General features: G+C 67.0%; 13 protein-coding genes and 2 pseudogenes. 11 read left to right on the plus strand and 4 right to left on the minus strand.

All coding sequences use genetic code 11. The annotated features are described in order from the left end of the window. Nucleotides 1–5: 5 nt before the first annotated feature. Nucleotides 6–305 (minus strand): NucA/NucB deoxyribonuclease domain-containing protein, encoded by a 300-nt coding sequence (locus tag HCN51_RS63270; protein ID WP_428981588.1) that lies wholly within the window; start codon nt 303–305, stop codon nt 6–8. A 1,133-nt stretch (nt 306–1,438) separates the two neighbouring features. Next, nucleotides 1,439–2,233 (minus strand): annotated as a pseudogene (locus tag HCN51_RS63275) (LamG domain-containing protein); the annotation flags it as partial. Between the two features lie 116 nt (nt 2,234–2,349). Here HCN51_RS63275 and HCN51_RS54935 point away from each other — a divergent pair. From HCN51_RS54935 to HCN51_RS54970, 8 genes are all read left to right on the plus strand, one after another. After that, nucleotides 2,350–3,321: an integrase core domain-containing protein gene (locus HCN51_RS54935; protein WP_206069044.1), complete on the plus strand. Its 972-nt coding sequence runs from the start codon at nt 2,350–2,352 to the stop codon at nt 3,319–3,321. A 116-nt stretch (nt 3,322–3,437) separates the two neighbouring features. After that, nucleotides 3,438–3,941: a hypothetical protein gene (locus HCN51_RS54940; protein WP_168021741.1), complete on the plus strand. Its 504-nt coding sequence runs from the start codon at nt 3,438–3,440 to the stop codon at nt 3,939–3,941. 52 nt (nt 3,942–3,993) lie between these two features. Next, nucleotides 3,994–4,140 carry a hypothetical protein gene (locus HCN51_RS54945; protein ID WP_168021742.1) on the plus strand — a complete coding sequence of 49 codons (147 nt, stop codon included), beginning with the start codon at nt 3,994–3,996 and terminating at the stop codon, nt 4,138–4,140. Between the two features lie 311 nt (nt 4,141–4,451). After that, nucleotides 4,452–5,552, plus strand: coding sequence for an integrase core domain-containing protein (locus HCN51_RS62840; RefSeq protein ID WP_168021743.1), 1,101 nt, complete (start codon nt 4,452–4,454; stop codon nt 5,550–5,552). Continuing rightward, nucleotides 5,542–5,703 (plus strand): hypothetical protein, encoded by a 162-nt coding sequence (locus HCN51_RS54955; RefSeq protein WP_168021744.1) that lies wholly within the window; start codon nt 5,542–5,544, stop codon nt 5,701–5,703. The genes HCN51_RS62840 and HCN51_RS54955 overlap by 11 nt, the downstream gene beginning before the upstream one ends. A 576-nt stretch (nt 5,704–6,279) precedes the next feature. Continuing rightward, complete coding sequence (locus HCN51_RS54960; RefSeq protein WP_168021745.1) at nt 6,280–10,797, plus strand: DUF6531 domain-containing protein; 4,518 nt, start codon at nt 6,280–6,282, stop codon at nt 10,795–10,797. Then, nucleotides 10,782–11,102, plus strand: coding sequence for a DUF6966 domain-containing protein (locus tag HCN51_RS54965; protein WP_168021746.1), 321 nt, complete (start codon nt 10,782–10,784; stop codon nt 11,100–11,102). The genes HCN51_RS54960 and HCN51_RS54965 overlap by 16 nt, the downstream gene beginning before the upstream one ends. A gap of 115 nt (nt 11,103–11,217) precedes the next feature. Then, nucleotides 11,218–11,781, plus strand: coding sequence for a hypothetical protein (locus HCN51_RS54970; RefSeq protein ID WP_168021747.1), 564 nt, complete (start codon nt 11,218–11,220; stop codon nt 11,779–11,781). Here HCN51_RS54970 and HCN51_RS54975 read toward each other — a convergent pair. Beyond that, entirely contained in the window at nt 11,748–12,686 is a 939-nt protein-coding gene (locus tag HCN51_RS54975; protein WP_168021748.1) for a hypothetical protein, read from the minus strand. The genes HCN51_RS54970 and HCN51_RS54975 overlap by 34 nt on opposite strands. Nucleotides 12,687–12,739: 53 nt before the next feature. On the opposite strand from HCN51_RS54975, the pseudogene HCN51_RS54980 reads away from it, so the two are divergent. Then, nucleotides 12,740–14,027 (plus strand): annotated as a pseudogene (locus HCN51_RS54980) (IS256 family transposase). Between the two features lie 24 nt (nt 14,028–14,051). Here the strand turns inward: HCN51_RS54980 and HCN51_RS54985 are convergent. Further along, entirely contained in the window at nt 14,052–14,378 is a 327-nt protein-coding gene (locus HCN51_RS54985; RefSeq protein ID WP_168021749.1) for a hypothetical protein, read from the minus strand. Between the two features lie 321 nt (nt 14,379–14,699). Between HCN51_RS54985 and HCN51_RS63280 the strand changes: the two genes are divergently transcribed. Together HCN51_RS63280 and HCN51_RS63285 are read left to right on the plus strand one after the other, a co-directional pair. Beyond that, nucleotides 14,700–14,828 (plus strand): transposase family protein, encoded by a 129-nt coding sequence (locus HCN51_RS63280; RefSeq protein WP_428981591.1) that lies wholly within the window; start codon nt 14,700–14,702, stop codon nt 14,826–14,828. Between the two features lie 88 nt (nt 14,829–14,916). Continuing rightward, nucleotides 14,917–15,309, plus strand: coding sequence for a transposase (locus tag HCN51_RS63285; RefSeq protein WP_168021750.1), 393 nt, complete (start codon nt 14,917–14,919; stop codon nt 15,307–15,309). Nucleotides 15,310–15,814 lie beyond the last annotated feature (505 nt).

The raw sequence follows: 15,814 nt of genomic DNA on the forward strand, positions 1-15,814 counted from the left end.
AGAAGCTACTGGATGGGAGGCGCCTGCGGCACCTTCGGATCCACCCGGAACGGGTCGTATTCGGTCTTCCTGGTGTCCCTGTCCACCCCGAGGACCCGGTTCAGCTCGTAGAACGTCCGGAGCTGGAGTCCGTCATTGCCATTGTTGCGCCAATAGACGGGGCGAATCGAGAACGCGCGTTTCTCTGGCCTGTTCTGCCCCTCGGCGGAGGTCCAGGCACCTTGGATCGTGGATTCGAAGGGGAATTCGTCGCACTCGTAGACCCGGCGGTCCTTGGCGGGCACCGGGACGGGCGGGTTGCCCACGGTGGCGGGCTTGCCGATCTCCGCGTTCTTGGTGTCGTACTCCGCGAAGAGGTCGCGGCAGAGGTCTCTGACCTTGTTGTTGTTCTTGGTGTTCCATTCTCGTCGACGGAGCGGATGAGCCCGAGCCCGTCGTATCCGGGGATGCTCTTGTTGGCCTCGCTCGGTTCGGTCTGTTGAGGCCGGTGCAATGCCGTCCAGATATGCGAGGGGACATTGCGGTAGGCGGTCAGGACCTCGTCTTTGATATTGGGTTTGTTCGACGACTTCGTGGGATCGCCCGGAAGCGTCTCATGGGTGACGTAGGTGAGCAGGGCCCGGTCGAACACGCATCCGCTGCCCAGCGTCTTCAGCATGTAGGTGGCGGAGTCGCAGCGGAGCTGCGGGTAGGCGTCCGAGTCGATGGTGAACTTGACGAGCGGGGTGTCCCGCCGGGTGATCTTCGCCCAGAAGCGGGGCTGACACCACGCGATCTTGTCGGTGCCCGCGCCGTCCTCCTCATACGACGCGAACAGGAAGCTGGCCATCTTCCCCGCTGACCATTCCTGCCACGAGGCCTTGTAGGACGTCTGCGAAATGAGCTTGCACTTGGATCCGGAGTCGCCGGCGTTCTTCATGCCGATCTCGATGTCCGCCCACCGCCGGTAGGCGGTGTTCCCTCGCTCGACGAAGACGAAGTTGTTCATCGTGATGTCGAATTCGAAGTTGCGGATCCTGGTCGGCAGCGAGTCGGTCGGCTTGGTGTTCCACGAATATCCGATGAGTGTCGCGTCGGCATCCATCCCCTCGGCTCTCTGGGCTGGGCCGATCCGGAGCTCAAGGCCGGCTGAACCGATCCTCTGGATGCCGCACCAGGCGTTTCGGGTCATGTGGTAGCCGCCGGACGACCAGATCGTGGAGTAGATCGGCTTGGCGGGTTTACGCGCCTCGGTCTCGTTCCGCCAGCACAGGTCGTAGTATGACCCTCCTGCCAGGGCGGCCGCCCTGGCCTCCGCTCGCGTGGACGGCGGCTTGCTCACCGCGTTCGGTGCCGGCAGCCCGGTGGCGGTCGGCTGGGTGGTGGTCGGCTGGGTGGCGGTCGTCTTCGCGGCCGCGGGGGTTTCGACGCCGTCGCGCAGGGCGACCACCTCCTCATTGCTCAGCGCCCGGTTGAACGCGCGAACCTCGTCGAGGTCGCCGACGCCTTCGGCGCCGAGCGTCATCGGCGCGCTCGCCGTCCAGGTGGGGAAGCTGATCTGCTCCGTCTTGAGCAACTTGCCGTCGAGGTACAGCGAGGCCGTGTTGTCTCCGGCATCGTAGACGCCGGCGAGATGGAACCATTGATTCTCTGGCGGCGCGACGCCGGAGACGGCGCCCTCGGCGACGGCGTCCGCGCTGTCGGACTTGCTCAGGGTGAAGACCAGGCCGTCGGCGGGATCATTGCCGAGGCGGAACGGCGCGATGTGCTCGCCGCTCTGCTGGATGACCGTGTGCGCCTGGTCGCTGTCCGACCAGCGCAGCCACGCGGCCACCGCGAAGCTCTGATCCGTCTGGATCACTGGTCCGGTGGTCTGGGCGAGTGGCTCCTCGCCGGCCTGGATGAGGTCCACCTTCACCTGCTGCCAGCGGGACCAGCCGGCCGACAGGCCGCCCGCCACCGCCCGTGCCCGCCATCGCACCAGCCACTCATCGGACAGCGCGCCGGCGGGCACGGTGACACCGCCCACGGACCCTGAGGCGATGTCGTCGGCTCCGCCGCTCCAGATCGTGCCGCTCCCCTGATTCGCGGGGGCGGAGGGATCATGCTCAATCTCGAACTCGACTCTCATCGCCGCCCCGCTGGGACTGGTGGCGGTGGCGCTCAGGGTGGGGGTGAGCGACTTGGTGGCCGGTCCGCCGTTCACGGTCCTGACCGGCGTGATCTTGAGGTCGCCGACGGCCGGTTTGGGCATGTCCCGCTCGAAAACACGGTTTCATGCTGTGAGCTGGGGTTTTGCTGCGTGATCAGAGCGACGGCTGCGACCATCGCAAGGTGTTGTTGTCGCTTGTCTACCGGTTGGTGAGGTGCTTGTTCGGCCTGCTGGCGGTGCTGGTTCGCTCCGATCTATCCAAGGACGTTGAGCTGCTGGTGCTCCGTCATGAGAATCAGGTGCTGCGTCGTCAGCTCGGTGACCGGCCGCGGTGGGGACACGTCGACCGGCTCTGGCTCACGGCGTTGTCGAGGCTGGTTCGCCGCCGCCGGTGGGCGGAGATGTTCCCGGTCACGCCGGCGACGATCTTACGCTGGCATCGCAACCTGGTAGCGCGTAAGTGGACCTTCACCGACAGGCGGCGCCCTGGACGGCCATGCACCCGCCGACCAGTCAAGGCACTGATTGTGCGGATGGCGCGGGAGAATCCGACCTGGGGGCACAGGAGGATCCAAGGCGAGTTGGCTCGTCTGGGTTACCCGATCGCAGCCTCCACGGTGTGGGAGATCCTGCACACGGCCGGTATCGACCCGGTGCCGCGCCGGGCGGGGCCGAGCTGGCGGCAGTTCCTGGCCGCCCAGGCCCACGCGATCATCGCGTGTGACTTCCTGGTGGTCGAGGCCATGCTGCTCAAACGGTTGTACGTGCTGGTCTTTATCGAGCACGGCACCCGGAGACTGCACCTTGCCGGAGTGACCGCGCACCCAACCGGGGCATGGACGGTGCAGCAGGCTCGCAATCTCGTGATGGACCTGGGCGATCGCATATCCGGGCTGCGGTTCGTGATCCACGACCGGGATCCTCTCTTCACCTCCGCCTTCCGGGAGGTCTTCACCGCCGAAGGGCTGCGGGACATCACCACCCTGCCGCGGGTGCCGAGGATGAACGCTATCTGCGAGCGCGTCATCGGCACCCTACGCCGCGAACTCCTGGACCGCATCCTGATCCTCAACGAACGTCACCTGGTACTCGTGCTCCGCGAATATCTGATCCACTACAACGGGCACCGGCCGCACCAGTCACGGCAACAGCGTCCCCGGACATCGCATCGCAGCCCGCCCGCGACCTGACCGACCTACGATCCATCCGCCGAAAACCCGTCGCCACAGGCACGATCAACGAATACCACCACGCCGCTTAACCGCAGCTCAGACCACGTAACTCAATATTCGAGCGGCACAGGTACATGGCGTGCCGGAACACCTCGTTCAAGGGCGGGACGCACGGCGATGATTTCTGCAACGGCGTACAGGACGGCATGCTCGGCTGTCTCAAGGCTAAGAGCTCCAAAGACTGCTCAGTCGTCGACGACTGGTACATGAAGTGCGCGCAAAAGTTCGGTGAAAGGGGTTGCGTCGGTGACACCGGCTACAGCGGATCGAACTGCCCGCCGGCGAAGGATATGTACGAGGCGCTGGATTGGAAGTGCGAGTATTATCTCAACAACCAGGACAGCAATCTGCTGAAGACGGTCCTGGAGAACACCACCTGGGGCACGGGCGCGTGCGCCATGTTCATCGCGGTAACCCATCTGGTAGGACTTGCGTGCGGTATGGTCAGCGTGTTCTCAGGAGTCTTCTCCATCGCCATCGGGGCGGCGAACAAGGGCCATGGAATTGTCGTCACCTACCGTGTCACCAATGGGCACGAGAGCGCCACGATAGATAGCCAGCAGCCCGGCAGGGGGTAGTGCGTCCATGAGAAAGATGTGGTGGGTCGTTACGGTGGTCGGCTTCGTTCTCATGACTGGCGCGCTGATCTACTCGCGCACGACGCCGCCCGAGCCGGGCGGGGTCGTCGGCTCGTCGCTGATCCTGGCGGGAGCTGTGATCACGTTCGTCGGGTCGATCGGCCGCTGGCTGAGCGCGCCGGACAAGGACGATCGATGAGGTGACGGCGGCGTCCACACCCATGCCCGGCCAGCCTGAAGGGTGTCAATACTCCGTTCACGGTCGTGAGCTGCGGTTTTTCTCGGCTTCCTGGCCGGAGCAGTGGCCTGGGTCGGGCATGCTCGAGGCTCGTGACGCTCCGTCTCGTCTATCTGATCTTCTGCCGCATAGTGGGCTGGCTGACACTGCTGACTCTGCGCCTGCCGATAATTACATCCGCCCAGGTCGTGGCCCTGCGAGCGCTTTGTGTGTGGAGTACGCGAGCCCCGGTCCCTCGGGAGAGGGGAGTGCGTACGGCAGGATGATCGGCTGTGCTCCTTCGCCTGGCCTATCTGACCGTCATGAACGCTTTCGCCGCGCTGCGGTTGCTGCCCATGGGCGATCGAGACAAGGACGTGGAGATCCTCGCCCTGCGTCACCAGATCACCGTCCTGGAACGCCAACTCGGGGTCGACACCCGAGTGAGATTCGCGCCCGAGGACCGTGCCTTCCTGGCTGCGCTCCTGACCTCGCTGCCCCGGGAGGTCCTGCGTCGGCTGCGGCTGCTCATCCGGCCGGATACCGTGCTGCGCTGGCATCGCGATCTGATGCGAGGGCGTCATGCCCGTGCCTGCCGGCCAAAGCGGCCCGGGCGCCCGCCCACGGTCCGCTCCATCCGCGCTCTTATTCTGCGTCTGGTTCGAGAGAACCCCGGCTGGGGCTATCGGCGGGTGCATGGTGAACTCACCACGCTCGGCATCAAGGTCGCGCCGTCCACCGTGTGGGAGACCCTCAAACAGGCCGGTCTCGATCCGGCGTCTGATCGGGCCTCCACCACCTGGGCCGACTTCCTGCGCTCGCAAGCCAACGCCCTGCTGGCCGCCGATTTCATCGAGACCATCACTTTGAACGGGCAGCGCCAGTACATCCTGGCGGTGATCGAGCTCGCCACCAGGCGCGTCCGGGTGCTGGGCACTACCGTCCATCCGAGCGCGAGCTGGGTCATCCAGACGATCAGGAATCTCGTGATGGATCTGGACGATGCGGGCTGCCGGGCGCACTTTCTGATCCGCGATCGGGATGGGAAGTTCCCGGCCCTCATGGACGAGATTCTCGCCGAGGCCGGCATCAAGACGGTGCTCACCGGTATTCGGATGCCGCGGATGAACTCGATCATGGAGCGGTGGGTGCAGTCGTGCCGCCGCGAGCTTCTCGACCGCTGCCTCGTCTGGAATGAACGCCACCTGCGACACGCCCTGCTCGAGTACGAGCAGTTCTACAACCAGCATCGGGCCCATCAAGCCCTGGGCCAAGCAGCGCCGCTGCGTCCCGCCCCGGACCCGATCACGGACCCCGAGCGAATCACCGACCTGAACATCCGTAGAAGAGACCGGCTTGGAGGCGTCCTCCACGAATACTCACATGCCGCTTGACCAGCACGGATGGAATTATCGGCAGGCGCAGATCCTGCTGCCCAGCGAGCCGCGCCACGACCTGATCGAACTGGCCCACAGCCAGGACATCGTCGTCCTGTGGCCGGCCAAGCAGGGCTACGGCGCCAGCCGGCCGGGCTTTGAGCTGTAGGTCACCCGCCGCCGGTGAAGTCGTGGGTAAGCATTGGGTAGAGCCACCCGCAAACGATCGGTATCGGCCGTAGACAGCCGGACATGAGAAACCCCCGTCTCCGCGCGGAAGCGCAGGTCAGGCGGGGGTTTTGGCTGTTCTGGAGAAGTAGGGCGGGTGGGACTTGAACCCACGACCCACGGATTATGAGAATCCTCGGTTGATGTCGCTCAGTGTCACCGAGTGCTGTTTTGTATCGTCGTGACCGGGATTATCCCCGTGGTCGTGTCGGTCTGTGCCGACGCGTGCCGTGCTGTATCGCCTACCCGCGAGCACCCGCCGAGCAACCATGCGTTCTTGGCCATTCGGCATGATGCGCCATCTGTCCCTGTCTCGCGTGGCAGGAAGGCCTGAAAGCGCAGAAATCGGACGCGTGCGAGCGACTTGCGAGCAGCCACACCTCCGCGCATTCGGCAGTCAAGGCAAGGGCATGGAGTCCATCCATACCGTTCGGGCTTGATCGTTGAACTGCGGGCTCGGCCGGGTGCGTACAGCCCCGCGGAACCTCATCCGGGGTCGGGCAGGCGGGGTGATCACATGCCGGGTGGTTGGGAGACTCTCGGGCTGGCGGGCGATCCTGCTCCGGGGGATCCGGTCCAGGTGCGGGCGTTGGCGGCGCGGCTGTTGGAGCAGGCGAAGCTGGCCGAGGACAACACGGCCCGGCTGAACGGGGTGTTGGGCAACACCTCGGCGCTGAACATGCGCGGCGATTACGCGATCAAGTACGCCGAGGCGCTGCAGACGCTGCCCGCAGAGCTGGCCAAGCTCGGCAGGGCGTATCGCGGAGCGGGCGACGCGCTGAACACGTACGCGGGCAGTCTGGAGCAGGCCAAGACCCAGGCGGGGACGGCGTTGCGGCAGGGGCAGGCGGCGGAACAGCAGTACCAGGGCGCCTTGCGTGAGGTACGGGCACAGTTGCCCGCCTCGGCGGTTACGGGCAGCCTGGCCGAGGTGGAGGCGGCGGTCGGCGCCGCCGCCCCTGCCGTTCAGGCGGCGGTACGGCCCGCCGTCACGCGGGCGCGCGACGCCGAGGCGGACCGAGGCCGGGCCCGCAGGATCGCCGAAGAGGCGGCCCGGCTGCGCGGGGAGGCCGAGTCGCGGGCGGCCGGTGAGATCGAGCAGGCGCTGCAAGGCAGCGGCATCCAGAACAAGTCCTGGCTGGAGAAGGCGTGGGACACCGTCAGCACGCCGTTCCGGTCCTGGGACGACTTCGTGAACCTGGCCCGCAACGTGGCAATGGTCGCGGGCATCGTGGTGCTGATCATCGGCACCGGCGGGCTGGCCGGGGCGATCTTGCTGGGGGCGACGGTGGCGCTGGGCGCGATCGTGTTCGCCGACTCGCTGAACAAGTACCGCCAGGGCAAGGCGGGCTTGGGCCAGGTGGTGCTGGACGGGATCGGGATGATCCCGGGCGGCCGTCAGGTGGGGCTGCTGGCCATGGGCGGTAAGGCGGTCGCGGCGCTGGGCGGGCTGGCGGCGGGGGTGCGGGCCGGGGGCGGGTGCGCGGTGGGGTTGTTCCGGGCCGGGATTCCCGCGGGGCCGTCGGCGTTCACGGGGGCGGGGTTGCGCGCGGCCGTGGCCGGGCGAGCGGGGCGGGTCTCGACGGCGGCGGGTACCGCCTGGCAGAAGACCAGGCAGTTCTTCAGCAAGGATCCGGTGCATTTCCCGACCGGCACGGTGTTGCTGCCGCAGACTGATGTGGAGTTGCCGGGGGTGCTGCCGCTGGTACTGGAGCGGACCCATCTGTCGGGGTATCGGGTCGGGCGGTGGCTCGGGCCGGGCTGGGCCTCCACGCTCGACCAGCGGTTGGAGGTCGACGAGCAGGGGGTGTGCCTGGCGCTGGCCACTGGCGGGATCCTCAGCTTCCCGCATCCCGGCCAGGGCGAGGCGGTGCTGCCCGAGGAGGGGCCGCGGCTGTTGCTGGCCCGCGAAGGCGACGACGGGTATCAGGTGACGGATCCCGCCACCGGCCACACCTTGCACTTCGCCGCAGCAGAAGACCGCGACGCCGGAGAAGCCGCCTCCGGGGTGGCCCAGGTGCTGCCGCTGTCCGCGATCACCGACCGCAACGCCAACCGCATCGACCTGCACTACACGGCCGACGGTGTGCTCGCCGAGGTGGCCCACGCGGGCGGCTACCACCTGGACATCGAGACGCACGCCGGCCTGATCGTGTCGATCCGGCTACGAGAGGCCGGCCAAACGCTCATCGCCTACCGCTACGACGAGCATCGCAACCTCACCGAGGTGATCAACTCCTCCGGCCTGCCGCTGCGTTTCAGCTACGACGAGCACGGCCGGATGACCCGGTGGGCCGACCGGATCGGTACCTGGTACGCCTACACCTACGACGACCAGGGCCGATGCGTGCACGGCACGGGCTGCGATGGCGTGTACGGCGTGGAGATCGAATACCGCGGCGGCGTGACCGTGGCCCGCGACTCGCTCGGCCACGCCACCACGTACCACTACAACGACCTGCTCCAGGTCGTACGTGAGATCGACCCGCTGGGCCACGAGGTCCGCTACGAGTGGGACCGGTACGGGCATCTGCTGGCCCGCACCGACCCATTGGGACGCACCGCTCGGTACGCCTATGACGAGCACGGCCTGCTGACCTCGATCGTCCGGCCGGACGGCGCGGTGTCCCGCCTGGTCCGCGACCAGGCCGGCCGACCGGTCACCGTTGTGGGCTTCGATGGCCGCGTGCACGTGCGCGACCACGACCAGCACGGCAACCTGCTGGGCGAGCCGGAAGGCGCCCGGTACGCCTACCACGCGCACGGCGGACCGGCGGGCTTCACCAACGCGCTGGGGCACACCTGGAGCGTGGACTGCGACCCGGCGGGGTTGCCGGTGGCGGTCACCGACCCGACAGGGGCCGTTACCCGCTACGAGCGCGACGCCTTCGGCCGCATCACCGCCGTCACCGACCCGCTCGGCTCCACCGCCCGCTACGCCTGGACGGTGGAGGGCAGGCTCGCCGCCCGTACGTCGCCCAGCGGCGCCACCGAGCACTGGCAGTACGACGCCGAGGGCAACCTGATCGAGCACACCGACGCTCTCGGTCAGATCACCCGCACCGAGATCGGCCCCTTCGACATGCCCGCCGCGCGGATCACTCCCGACGGCGCCCGCCTGGAATTCGGCTACGACACCGAATTACGGCTGACCCGCGTCAGCAATCCGGACGGCCTGGTCTGGTGCTATGACTACGACGCGACCGGCGCCCTGGCGGCCGAGACCGACTTCAACGATCGCCGCCTCACCTACCGGCGGGACCCGGCCGGGCAGCTCGTCGAACGCGTCAACGGCGTGGGGGAGAGCACCCACTTCGTCCACGACCTGCTGGGCCGGATCATCGAGCAGCACTCGGGAGACCGCGTCACCACTTTCGAGCACGACGCGCTCGGCCGCCTGATCAGAGCCGTCAACCCCGACGCCGACCTGCGCCTCGACCGTGACGAGGACGGCCGGGTCCTCGCCGAGACCTGCAACGGTGCCACCGTCACCAACGTCTACGACCGGCTCGGCCGCCGCGTGCTGCGCCGAACCCCCTCGGGCGCGCAGAGCCGCTGGGAGTACGACCACCGCGACCTTCCGCAAGCCCTCCACACCGGCGGGCACACCATCACCTTCACCCACGATCCGGCGGGCCGTGAGATCGCCCGCCGAATCGGTTCCGACCTGACCCTGACCAGTGAATGGGGACCCGACTCCCGGCTGTGTTCGCACACCTGGAGCGCCGGGCCGTCCGGCAAAAGAGTCCGTCAGCGCCGCGGCTACGCCTACCGGGCCGACGGTCACGTGAGCGCCATCGACGACCTGCTGTCCGGCCGCCGCCGCTTCGACCTCGACCCCGTCGGCCGCGTCACCGCCGTACACGGCAACGGCTTCGACGAACGCTACGCCTACGACCCCGCCGGCCAGATCACCCGAGCCACGTGGGCCACCCCCTCACCCGGCCAGGGCGAACGCGCCTACACCGGCACCCTGATCCGCACCGCGGGGCAGGACCGCTACCACTACGACGCCCAGGGCAGGGTCATCGCGCGCCAGGGCCCGTCGAAGCAGCTCTGGCGCTACACCTGGGACGCCGACGACCGGCTGACCGAAGTGCGCACCCCGGACGGCCAGATTTGGCACTACCGCTACGACGCCCTGGGCCGCCGCATCGCCAAGGAACGCGCCGACGGCACCGGCCGCGTCGACTTCGTCTGGGACGGTCGGCTCCTCGCCGAGCAGACCACCACCGGCCGCACCACCACCTGGGACTTCGAACCCGGCACCCACCGGCCCCTCACCCAGACCGAACGCCTCCCGCAGGAGCACATCGACCAGGCCTTCTACGCCATCGCCACCGACCTGCTCGGCACCCCCACCGAACTCATCACCGCCGACGGCGACGTGGCCTGGCGCACCCGCCACACCTTATGGGGCAGCGACCTCGGCACCCTGTCCACCGGCGCCGACTGCCCGCTACGCTTCGCCGGCCAGTACGCCGACCCCGAATCCGGCCTCCACTACAACGTCTTCCGCCACTACGACCCGGCCACCGCCCACTACACCAGCGGCGACCCGCTCGGCCTGGCACCAGGCCCGAACCCGTACGCGTTCGTCCACAACCCGATCACCGCAGCCGACCCCCTGGGCCTCACCGCTTACGGCGGGCCAGGCGGAAAGCACGTACTGGACGAACAACCCGCCACCAGCTTCACAGGATGGCGCTACACGGAGCGCATCCTGGAGCAGGACACCGTCCTCTACCGGGCGGGCCACCATGATCTCCCCCTGGGCCAGTACTTCTCCGTGGAGAAACCACAGGGGGTGCTTCAGGCGCGGATCGACAAGGCCCTCCCGCCGAAATGGGATGACGGGACGGAGTGTGTCCTCGACACGGGCTTCGCCGTCAAGATCCCCAAGGGCGTGACAGTCTACGAAGGAGAAATCGCCAATCAAGGCTCCCTCTACATGGGGGGCACTGGTCAGATCTTCATCCCGAAACCTTGGACCATCCCCGGCGTGGAGGTACTGGACTCATGGCCGCTGCACTAGAGCAGGACCGGGTACGTCAAGCGCTGGCCGCCTTGATCGAACTGCTGGAGAGCGTCGGCCAGCCCTTCGCGTCCTATGCCGAAGGTCTCAGGAACCTGGACCGGCAGGTCGAGGAGGCGCGCGATCGCAACTCTCCCGAACTGCTCCAGCACGCGGTCCGCAGCATCCTCCGGCTCTACGGCGGCATGGGCAGCTTCGCGGACCTCATCCTGCAGACCCCTCAGGGCGTGGCGCTGCCCGAGCAGGATGAGTTCTACGCCTTGCAGCAGCAATTGTTCGAAGCCGCTCGGGACGAGTTGAGCTAGGTGGTCACAAGCAGGGTCTTGACCAAATAGGCGACGCCTTGACACGGGCCGAGGCGAGCGCCAGTTGCTCGGTGTACGGCGTGTCGCGAGCTGATCACGGCCAGGGTGGTACGGCATGACGGCGCGGATGCTTGCTGATGCGGTGGTTGTGCTGCCACAGGTGCTGGAAGTCCTGGGCTGGCAGGGCCGGAGCGTGCTCCAGACCAAGGCTTTGAGCAGTTGGCGATGGGTGGCCTGTGAACTGGATGAAGCTGAGCACGAGGCTCGGTTGCGTGAGGGGCTGCCGCCCGCGGCTGACGCTTTCCTGCTGCGCTGCGTAGCTCATCGCTATCCGGACTTCCTGTCACGTCCGGCGCCGGTGCGCATCGAAGGTGCGATCGCGCCGCGGAGGACCTGGGCGGCCGCGAAGAACAACCTCGGAGGCTTCGTGGCATTCGGTGAGCGGGTGGCTCTGGTGCCGACCGCGGTGGCACGAAGTGTGCCCGTTGCGGTGGATGCCGCCTACTACGGCTTCGGTGTAGTGGCGCTGGAAGAGCCTTATCGGCTGGTCCATCTGCCTGAACCAGTGGCCGTCGCCCAGGAACGCACATGGGTGAGACGACTGGTCGAGGAAGTGGTCTATGACGCCGTGCTTCGTCAGGCTGGTCAGCCTCTTCCCATCGCGTTGGGCGTGGGGTAGGACTTCACCCACGCCTGCAGATACTGGGGTACCCTCCACGACAGCCGGCGCTGGGCGTTCAGCTCGTGATGCCGGTGAACGGCGTCCTTGCACTTGGCGAGCCAGGAGTCCGGTCGCTGCTGCGGGAGCAGAGTAGTGATGCCCTCATGGAGGTGCAGCAACGGCTCGAACGTGTGCGCGGCCAATTCCGTGGGTGAGGCGGTGGCCAGCCACTCCATGGTGCGGCTGCCGCACACGCGGCAGTCGCAGGTCCACACATCGCGCATCAGGTCCGGATCTTCGAGGGTGGCCTGCACGCCTTCGAGGATCTTCTCCACGGTCATGAGCGCCAGGAGCGGCAGGACGAGCGAGTGCCGTCTATATGTCCCATACTCTGGGGGACGGGGAGGTAGGGCGTCGGCCGGATAGAGCTGACGCAGCGACGAGGTAGCGCCGACGGCTGCCCAGAGGGCGCCGTGGGCGATGGCTCCCAGCCCGGAGATGTCCGTGCTTAGCAGGCCCACTGGGACGGTGGCACGTTCCAGCACATGCTTCAGACCCCCGATCGCCCGGACAGAGCCAAGGGGGTCGCTCCGGTGCTCCAGTACGAGAGCCACCGGCGTCTCATGCGAACAGATCTCGTCGATGAGATGGTCCACCCAAAGTGCCAGCAGCCAGGTGCTGTGCAGGGGCAGTACGGCGGAGACGTCGTCGCCCGCTTCCTTGGCTTGGCTGAGCACACTGCGTAGTGCGGCCTTGTCCTCCTTGCCCACGTATCCGGAGTCGGTCAACACGCTCGCGACGCCCAATGCGCGCTGGGCATCGAGCCAGGCGCGACTGATCGTCTCCACCCCGGTCTTTCGGCGGGGAGCAATGCTTGAGACCTGTGGATCGGTCGGGAGGGGGTGTACCTTCCCGATGATCATGCGAGTTCTCAAGACATGACCGACGCGCCAACGTCGGTCGGGAAGGCACACCCGTGCTCACCGTAGTCCCTGACCCTGCCGACAGCGACCGCAACACGGACGCCTCCGGCCCTTCACCCGCGCTGATCGACGAGCTGGTGCGTGAAGGTGCCCGCCGGATGCTCGCCGAAGCGCTCAAGGCCGAGGTCGACGCCTACATCGCCGCCTTCGCCGGCGAACGCGACGAGGCCGGTCGCCGCCTGGTCGTGCGCAACGGCCACCACCAGCCCCGCACCGTGCTGACCAGCGCGGGCGCGATCGAGGTCCAGGCCCCGCGGGTCAACGACAAGCGCATCGACGAGACCACCGGTGAACGGCGCCGCTTCTCCTCGGCGATTCTGCCGCCGTGGTGCCGCAAGAGCCCGGCCATCACCGAGGTGCTGCCGCTGCTCTACCTGCATGGCCTGTCCACCGGCGACTTCGTGCCCGCGCTGGGCCAGTTCCTCGGCAGCGGCAGCGGCCTGTCGGCTCCGGTCATCACCAAGCTCACCGAGCAGTGGAAGGCTGAACAACGCGCCTTCGCCGCCCGAGACCTGTCGAACGTCGACTACGTCTACCTGTGGGCCGATGGCATCCACGTCAACATCCGCCTGGAGGAGCATAGATTCTGCCTGCTGGTGCTGATCGGGGTGCGCGCCGACGGCCGCAAGGAACTCGTCGCGCTGACCGACGGCTACCGCGAATCAACGGAGTCGTGGGCCGACCTGCTGCGCGATTGCGCCCGGCGCGGCATGCGCGCCCCGGTGCTCGCCATCGGTGACGGCGCGCTCGGCTTCTGGTCCGCGCTGGCCGAGATGTTTCCCCAGGCCAGGGGTCAGAGGTGCTGATTTCACAAGATCGCCAACGTGCTCGGGGCGCTCCCGAAGTCAGCCCACCCGGGCGCGAAGAAGGCCCTCGCGGAGATCTGGAACGCCGAGAGCAAGGACCATGCCCTCGCCGGTCGCCGCCTTCGAGGCCGCCTACGGCGCCAAGTTTCCCAAGGCCGTTGCCAAGATCACCGACGACGTCGAGCACCTGCTGGCCTTCTACGACTATCCGGCCGAGCACTGGCGGCATCTGCGCACCACCAACCCGATCGAGTCGACCTTCGCCACCGTCCGGCACCGCACCAAGGTCACCAAGGGCCCCGGCTCCCGCGCCGCCGGCCTGGCCATGGCCTTCAAGCTGATCGAGTCCGCCCAATCCCGCTGGCGCGCGATCAACGGCGCCCACCTGGTCGCCCTGGTCCGCGCCGGAGCCACCTTTATCGACGGCAAACTCGTCGAACGCCCCACCGAATCACCCGTCCCCACAGCCGCCTAGGAACTCATGATCCACAGGTCTTGACTATTGCTCTCGGCGGGACTTGCCGCCCGCGTAACAGCGCCGGTCAATGAGCAGAGGCCCGCAGAGGCGCTCTCGCAAGGAAGGGTGAAGCATGGCGGCCTTCTCGCCTGTGAGCACGATCCCGCCGGCGAATGACGGAATGGTGTCCAGCACGTCGGACACCTGAGCGGCTGGAATCTGAAGCAGGAGACGATCTGTGAGGATCGTGTTTGCTGTTTGGACTCGTCCCGGATTTGCATCCACGGCCTTGTCCCCCATCCCTCGCTGGATCATCGAAGGAAACATGCCGACGACCTTGACGGTGACTGCCTGCGGAGAGGTCGTCAAGGTAAGGATTAACTACGGTCAGGACATTGAGTAACTGCGGTTACCGGTGCGCTATCGCGCCACAAAGGGGACAAAGTGGGTGAATTGCTTTATGTCGCGAGATTCATGGTGTCAGCGATAGAAGATTTGAAAAGGACTGTGCGGTCACCGGCTCTGACCGTAATCGGGCGTAGTGCTGGGCGATCCCCGCCAGGCTGTGCCGTGCTGAAGATCGACGATCTTACAGATGTCGTCTTCGTGGGAGTGTCTGCGTTGGTCATCGAGGGCGTAGAGGACGAGGGCGACCGCATCCGGGTGATGGTTCGCACTCGTGACCAGCCGATGTCGTGCCCTGCGTGTGGGGTGCCGACCGGTCGGGTGCACGGCTACGCCGGCCGGACGGGTAGGGATGTGCCAGTCGACGGGCGGCCGGTGGTGGGTCGCTACGGGTCCGGCGTCTGCTCTGCCTAACGCGGGAAGTCCTCGGCGGACGTTCCGGGAGCAGGTTCCTGGGCTGCTCGAGTGCTGCTAGCGTCGGACGAACAAGCTCACCGGCCAGTTGGGCGCGGTGGTCCAGGAACTGGCCGGCCAGGCCGGTGCTCGGCTGTCGGAGGTCCTGTCCGTCACGATTTTCAGGTCCACAGCGCTGCACCTGCTGATGCGGCTGCCGCTTCCGCCCCTGCAGGTCCCGCGCATGCAGGGTGTCGAGGACTGCGCTCTCAAGCACCGGCATCGGTATGCCACCGTACTCACTGACGCCGAGGCCGACGAGCGGATCGATGCCCTGCCCGGCCGTGGTGCCGATGTGCTGGAGGCTTGGCTGCGATCGCACCCTGGAGTCGATCGTCTGCCGGGATGGGGCGCGTGCCTGCGGGAAGGCGATTCGACCTGCTCTGCCGGATGGGGTGCAGGTCGGCGACCGGTGGCATCTGTGGGCGAATTTCTCCGATGAGACCCTCGCCAGGGTTCGTTCCCACAGCGCCAGCCGGGCCATGGTCAACCCGCCCCGTCCCGCCGGCGTCCATGAATGGAGCATCCGCGAGCGCTGGAAGCAGATCCACCAGTTACTGGGCAAGGGCGTCGGCCTGCTGGAATGCGCCCGCCTTCTGAACCTGCCGGCGCATTTTTCAAGAACGCGTTCTCCTGCTCAAGTTCCGCGATGCGACGTTCCATCTCGCGTACCCTCGCACACTCCACGGCATTCCGAGCCGGGTCGGTGTTGCCCGAACGGCGACTGGTTTGAAGTTCAGGAGGGGTCCTTCGTTGTCAGGTTCGCGCAGTAGGTCACAAGCCCGAGAGCTCTGCAAGCGCGCCCTTTCGTTCCTGTAGAGGATCCGGCGGGCTCACCGTGCGTGCCCGGTTGGCGCTCTTCGACGGGTATACGGAGTGTCACGTACCAGATGAGGCCGTTTTCCGTTTTGTGATGAACGCGCGTCTTGCCCGGAACGTCGGATTTC

This window comes from Nonomuraea composti (assembly GCF_012034275.1).
Classification (GTDB): Bacteria; Actinomycetota; Actinomycetes; order Streptosporangiales; family Streptosporangiaceae; genus Nonomuraea; species Nonomuraea composti.

Coding starts and splice junctions, on each gene's coding strand:
- HCN51_RS54940 (WP_168021741.1), top strand. CDS start 3,438: ATGGCGTGCCGGAACACCTCGTTCAAGGGCGGGACGCACGGCGATGAT.
- HCN51_RS54945 (WP_168021742.1), top strand. CDS start 3,994: ATGACTGGCGCGCTGATCTACTCGCGCACGACGCCGCCCGAGCCGGGC.
- HCN51_RS54955 (WP_168021744.1), top strand. CDS start 5,542: ATGCCGCTTGACCAGCACGGATGGAATTATCGGCAGGCGCAGATCCTG.
- HCN51_RS54960 (WP_168021745.1), top strand. CDS start 6,280: ATGCCGGGTGGTTGGGAGACTCTCGGGCTGGCGGGCGATCCTGCTCCG.
- HCN51_RS54965 (WP_168021746.1), top strand. CDS start 10,782: ATGGCCGCTGCACTAGAGCAGGACCGGGTACGTCAAGCGCTGGCCGCC.
- HCN51_RS54970 (WP_168021747.1), top strand. CDS start 11,218: ATGACGGCGCGGATGCTTGCTGATGCGGTGGTTGTGCTGCCACAGGTG.
- HCN51_RS54975 (WP_168021748.1), bottom strand. CDS start 12,686: ATGATCATCGGGAAGGTACACCCCCTCCCGACCGATCCACAGGTCTCA.
- HCN51_RS63280 (WP_428981591.1), top strand. CDS start 14,700: ATGTCGTGCCCTGCGTGTGGGGTGCCGACCGGTCGGGTGCACGGCTAC.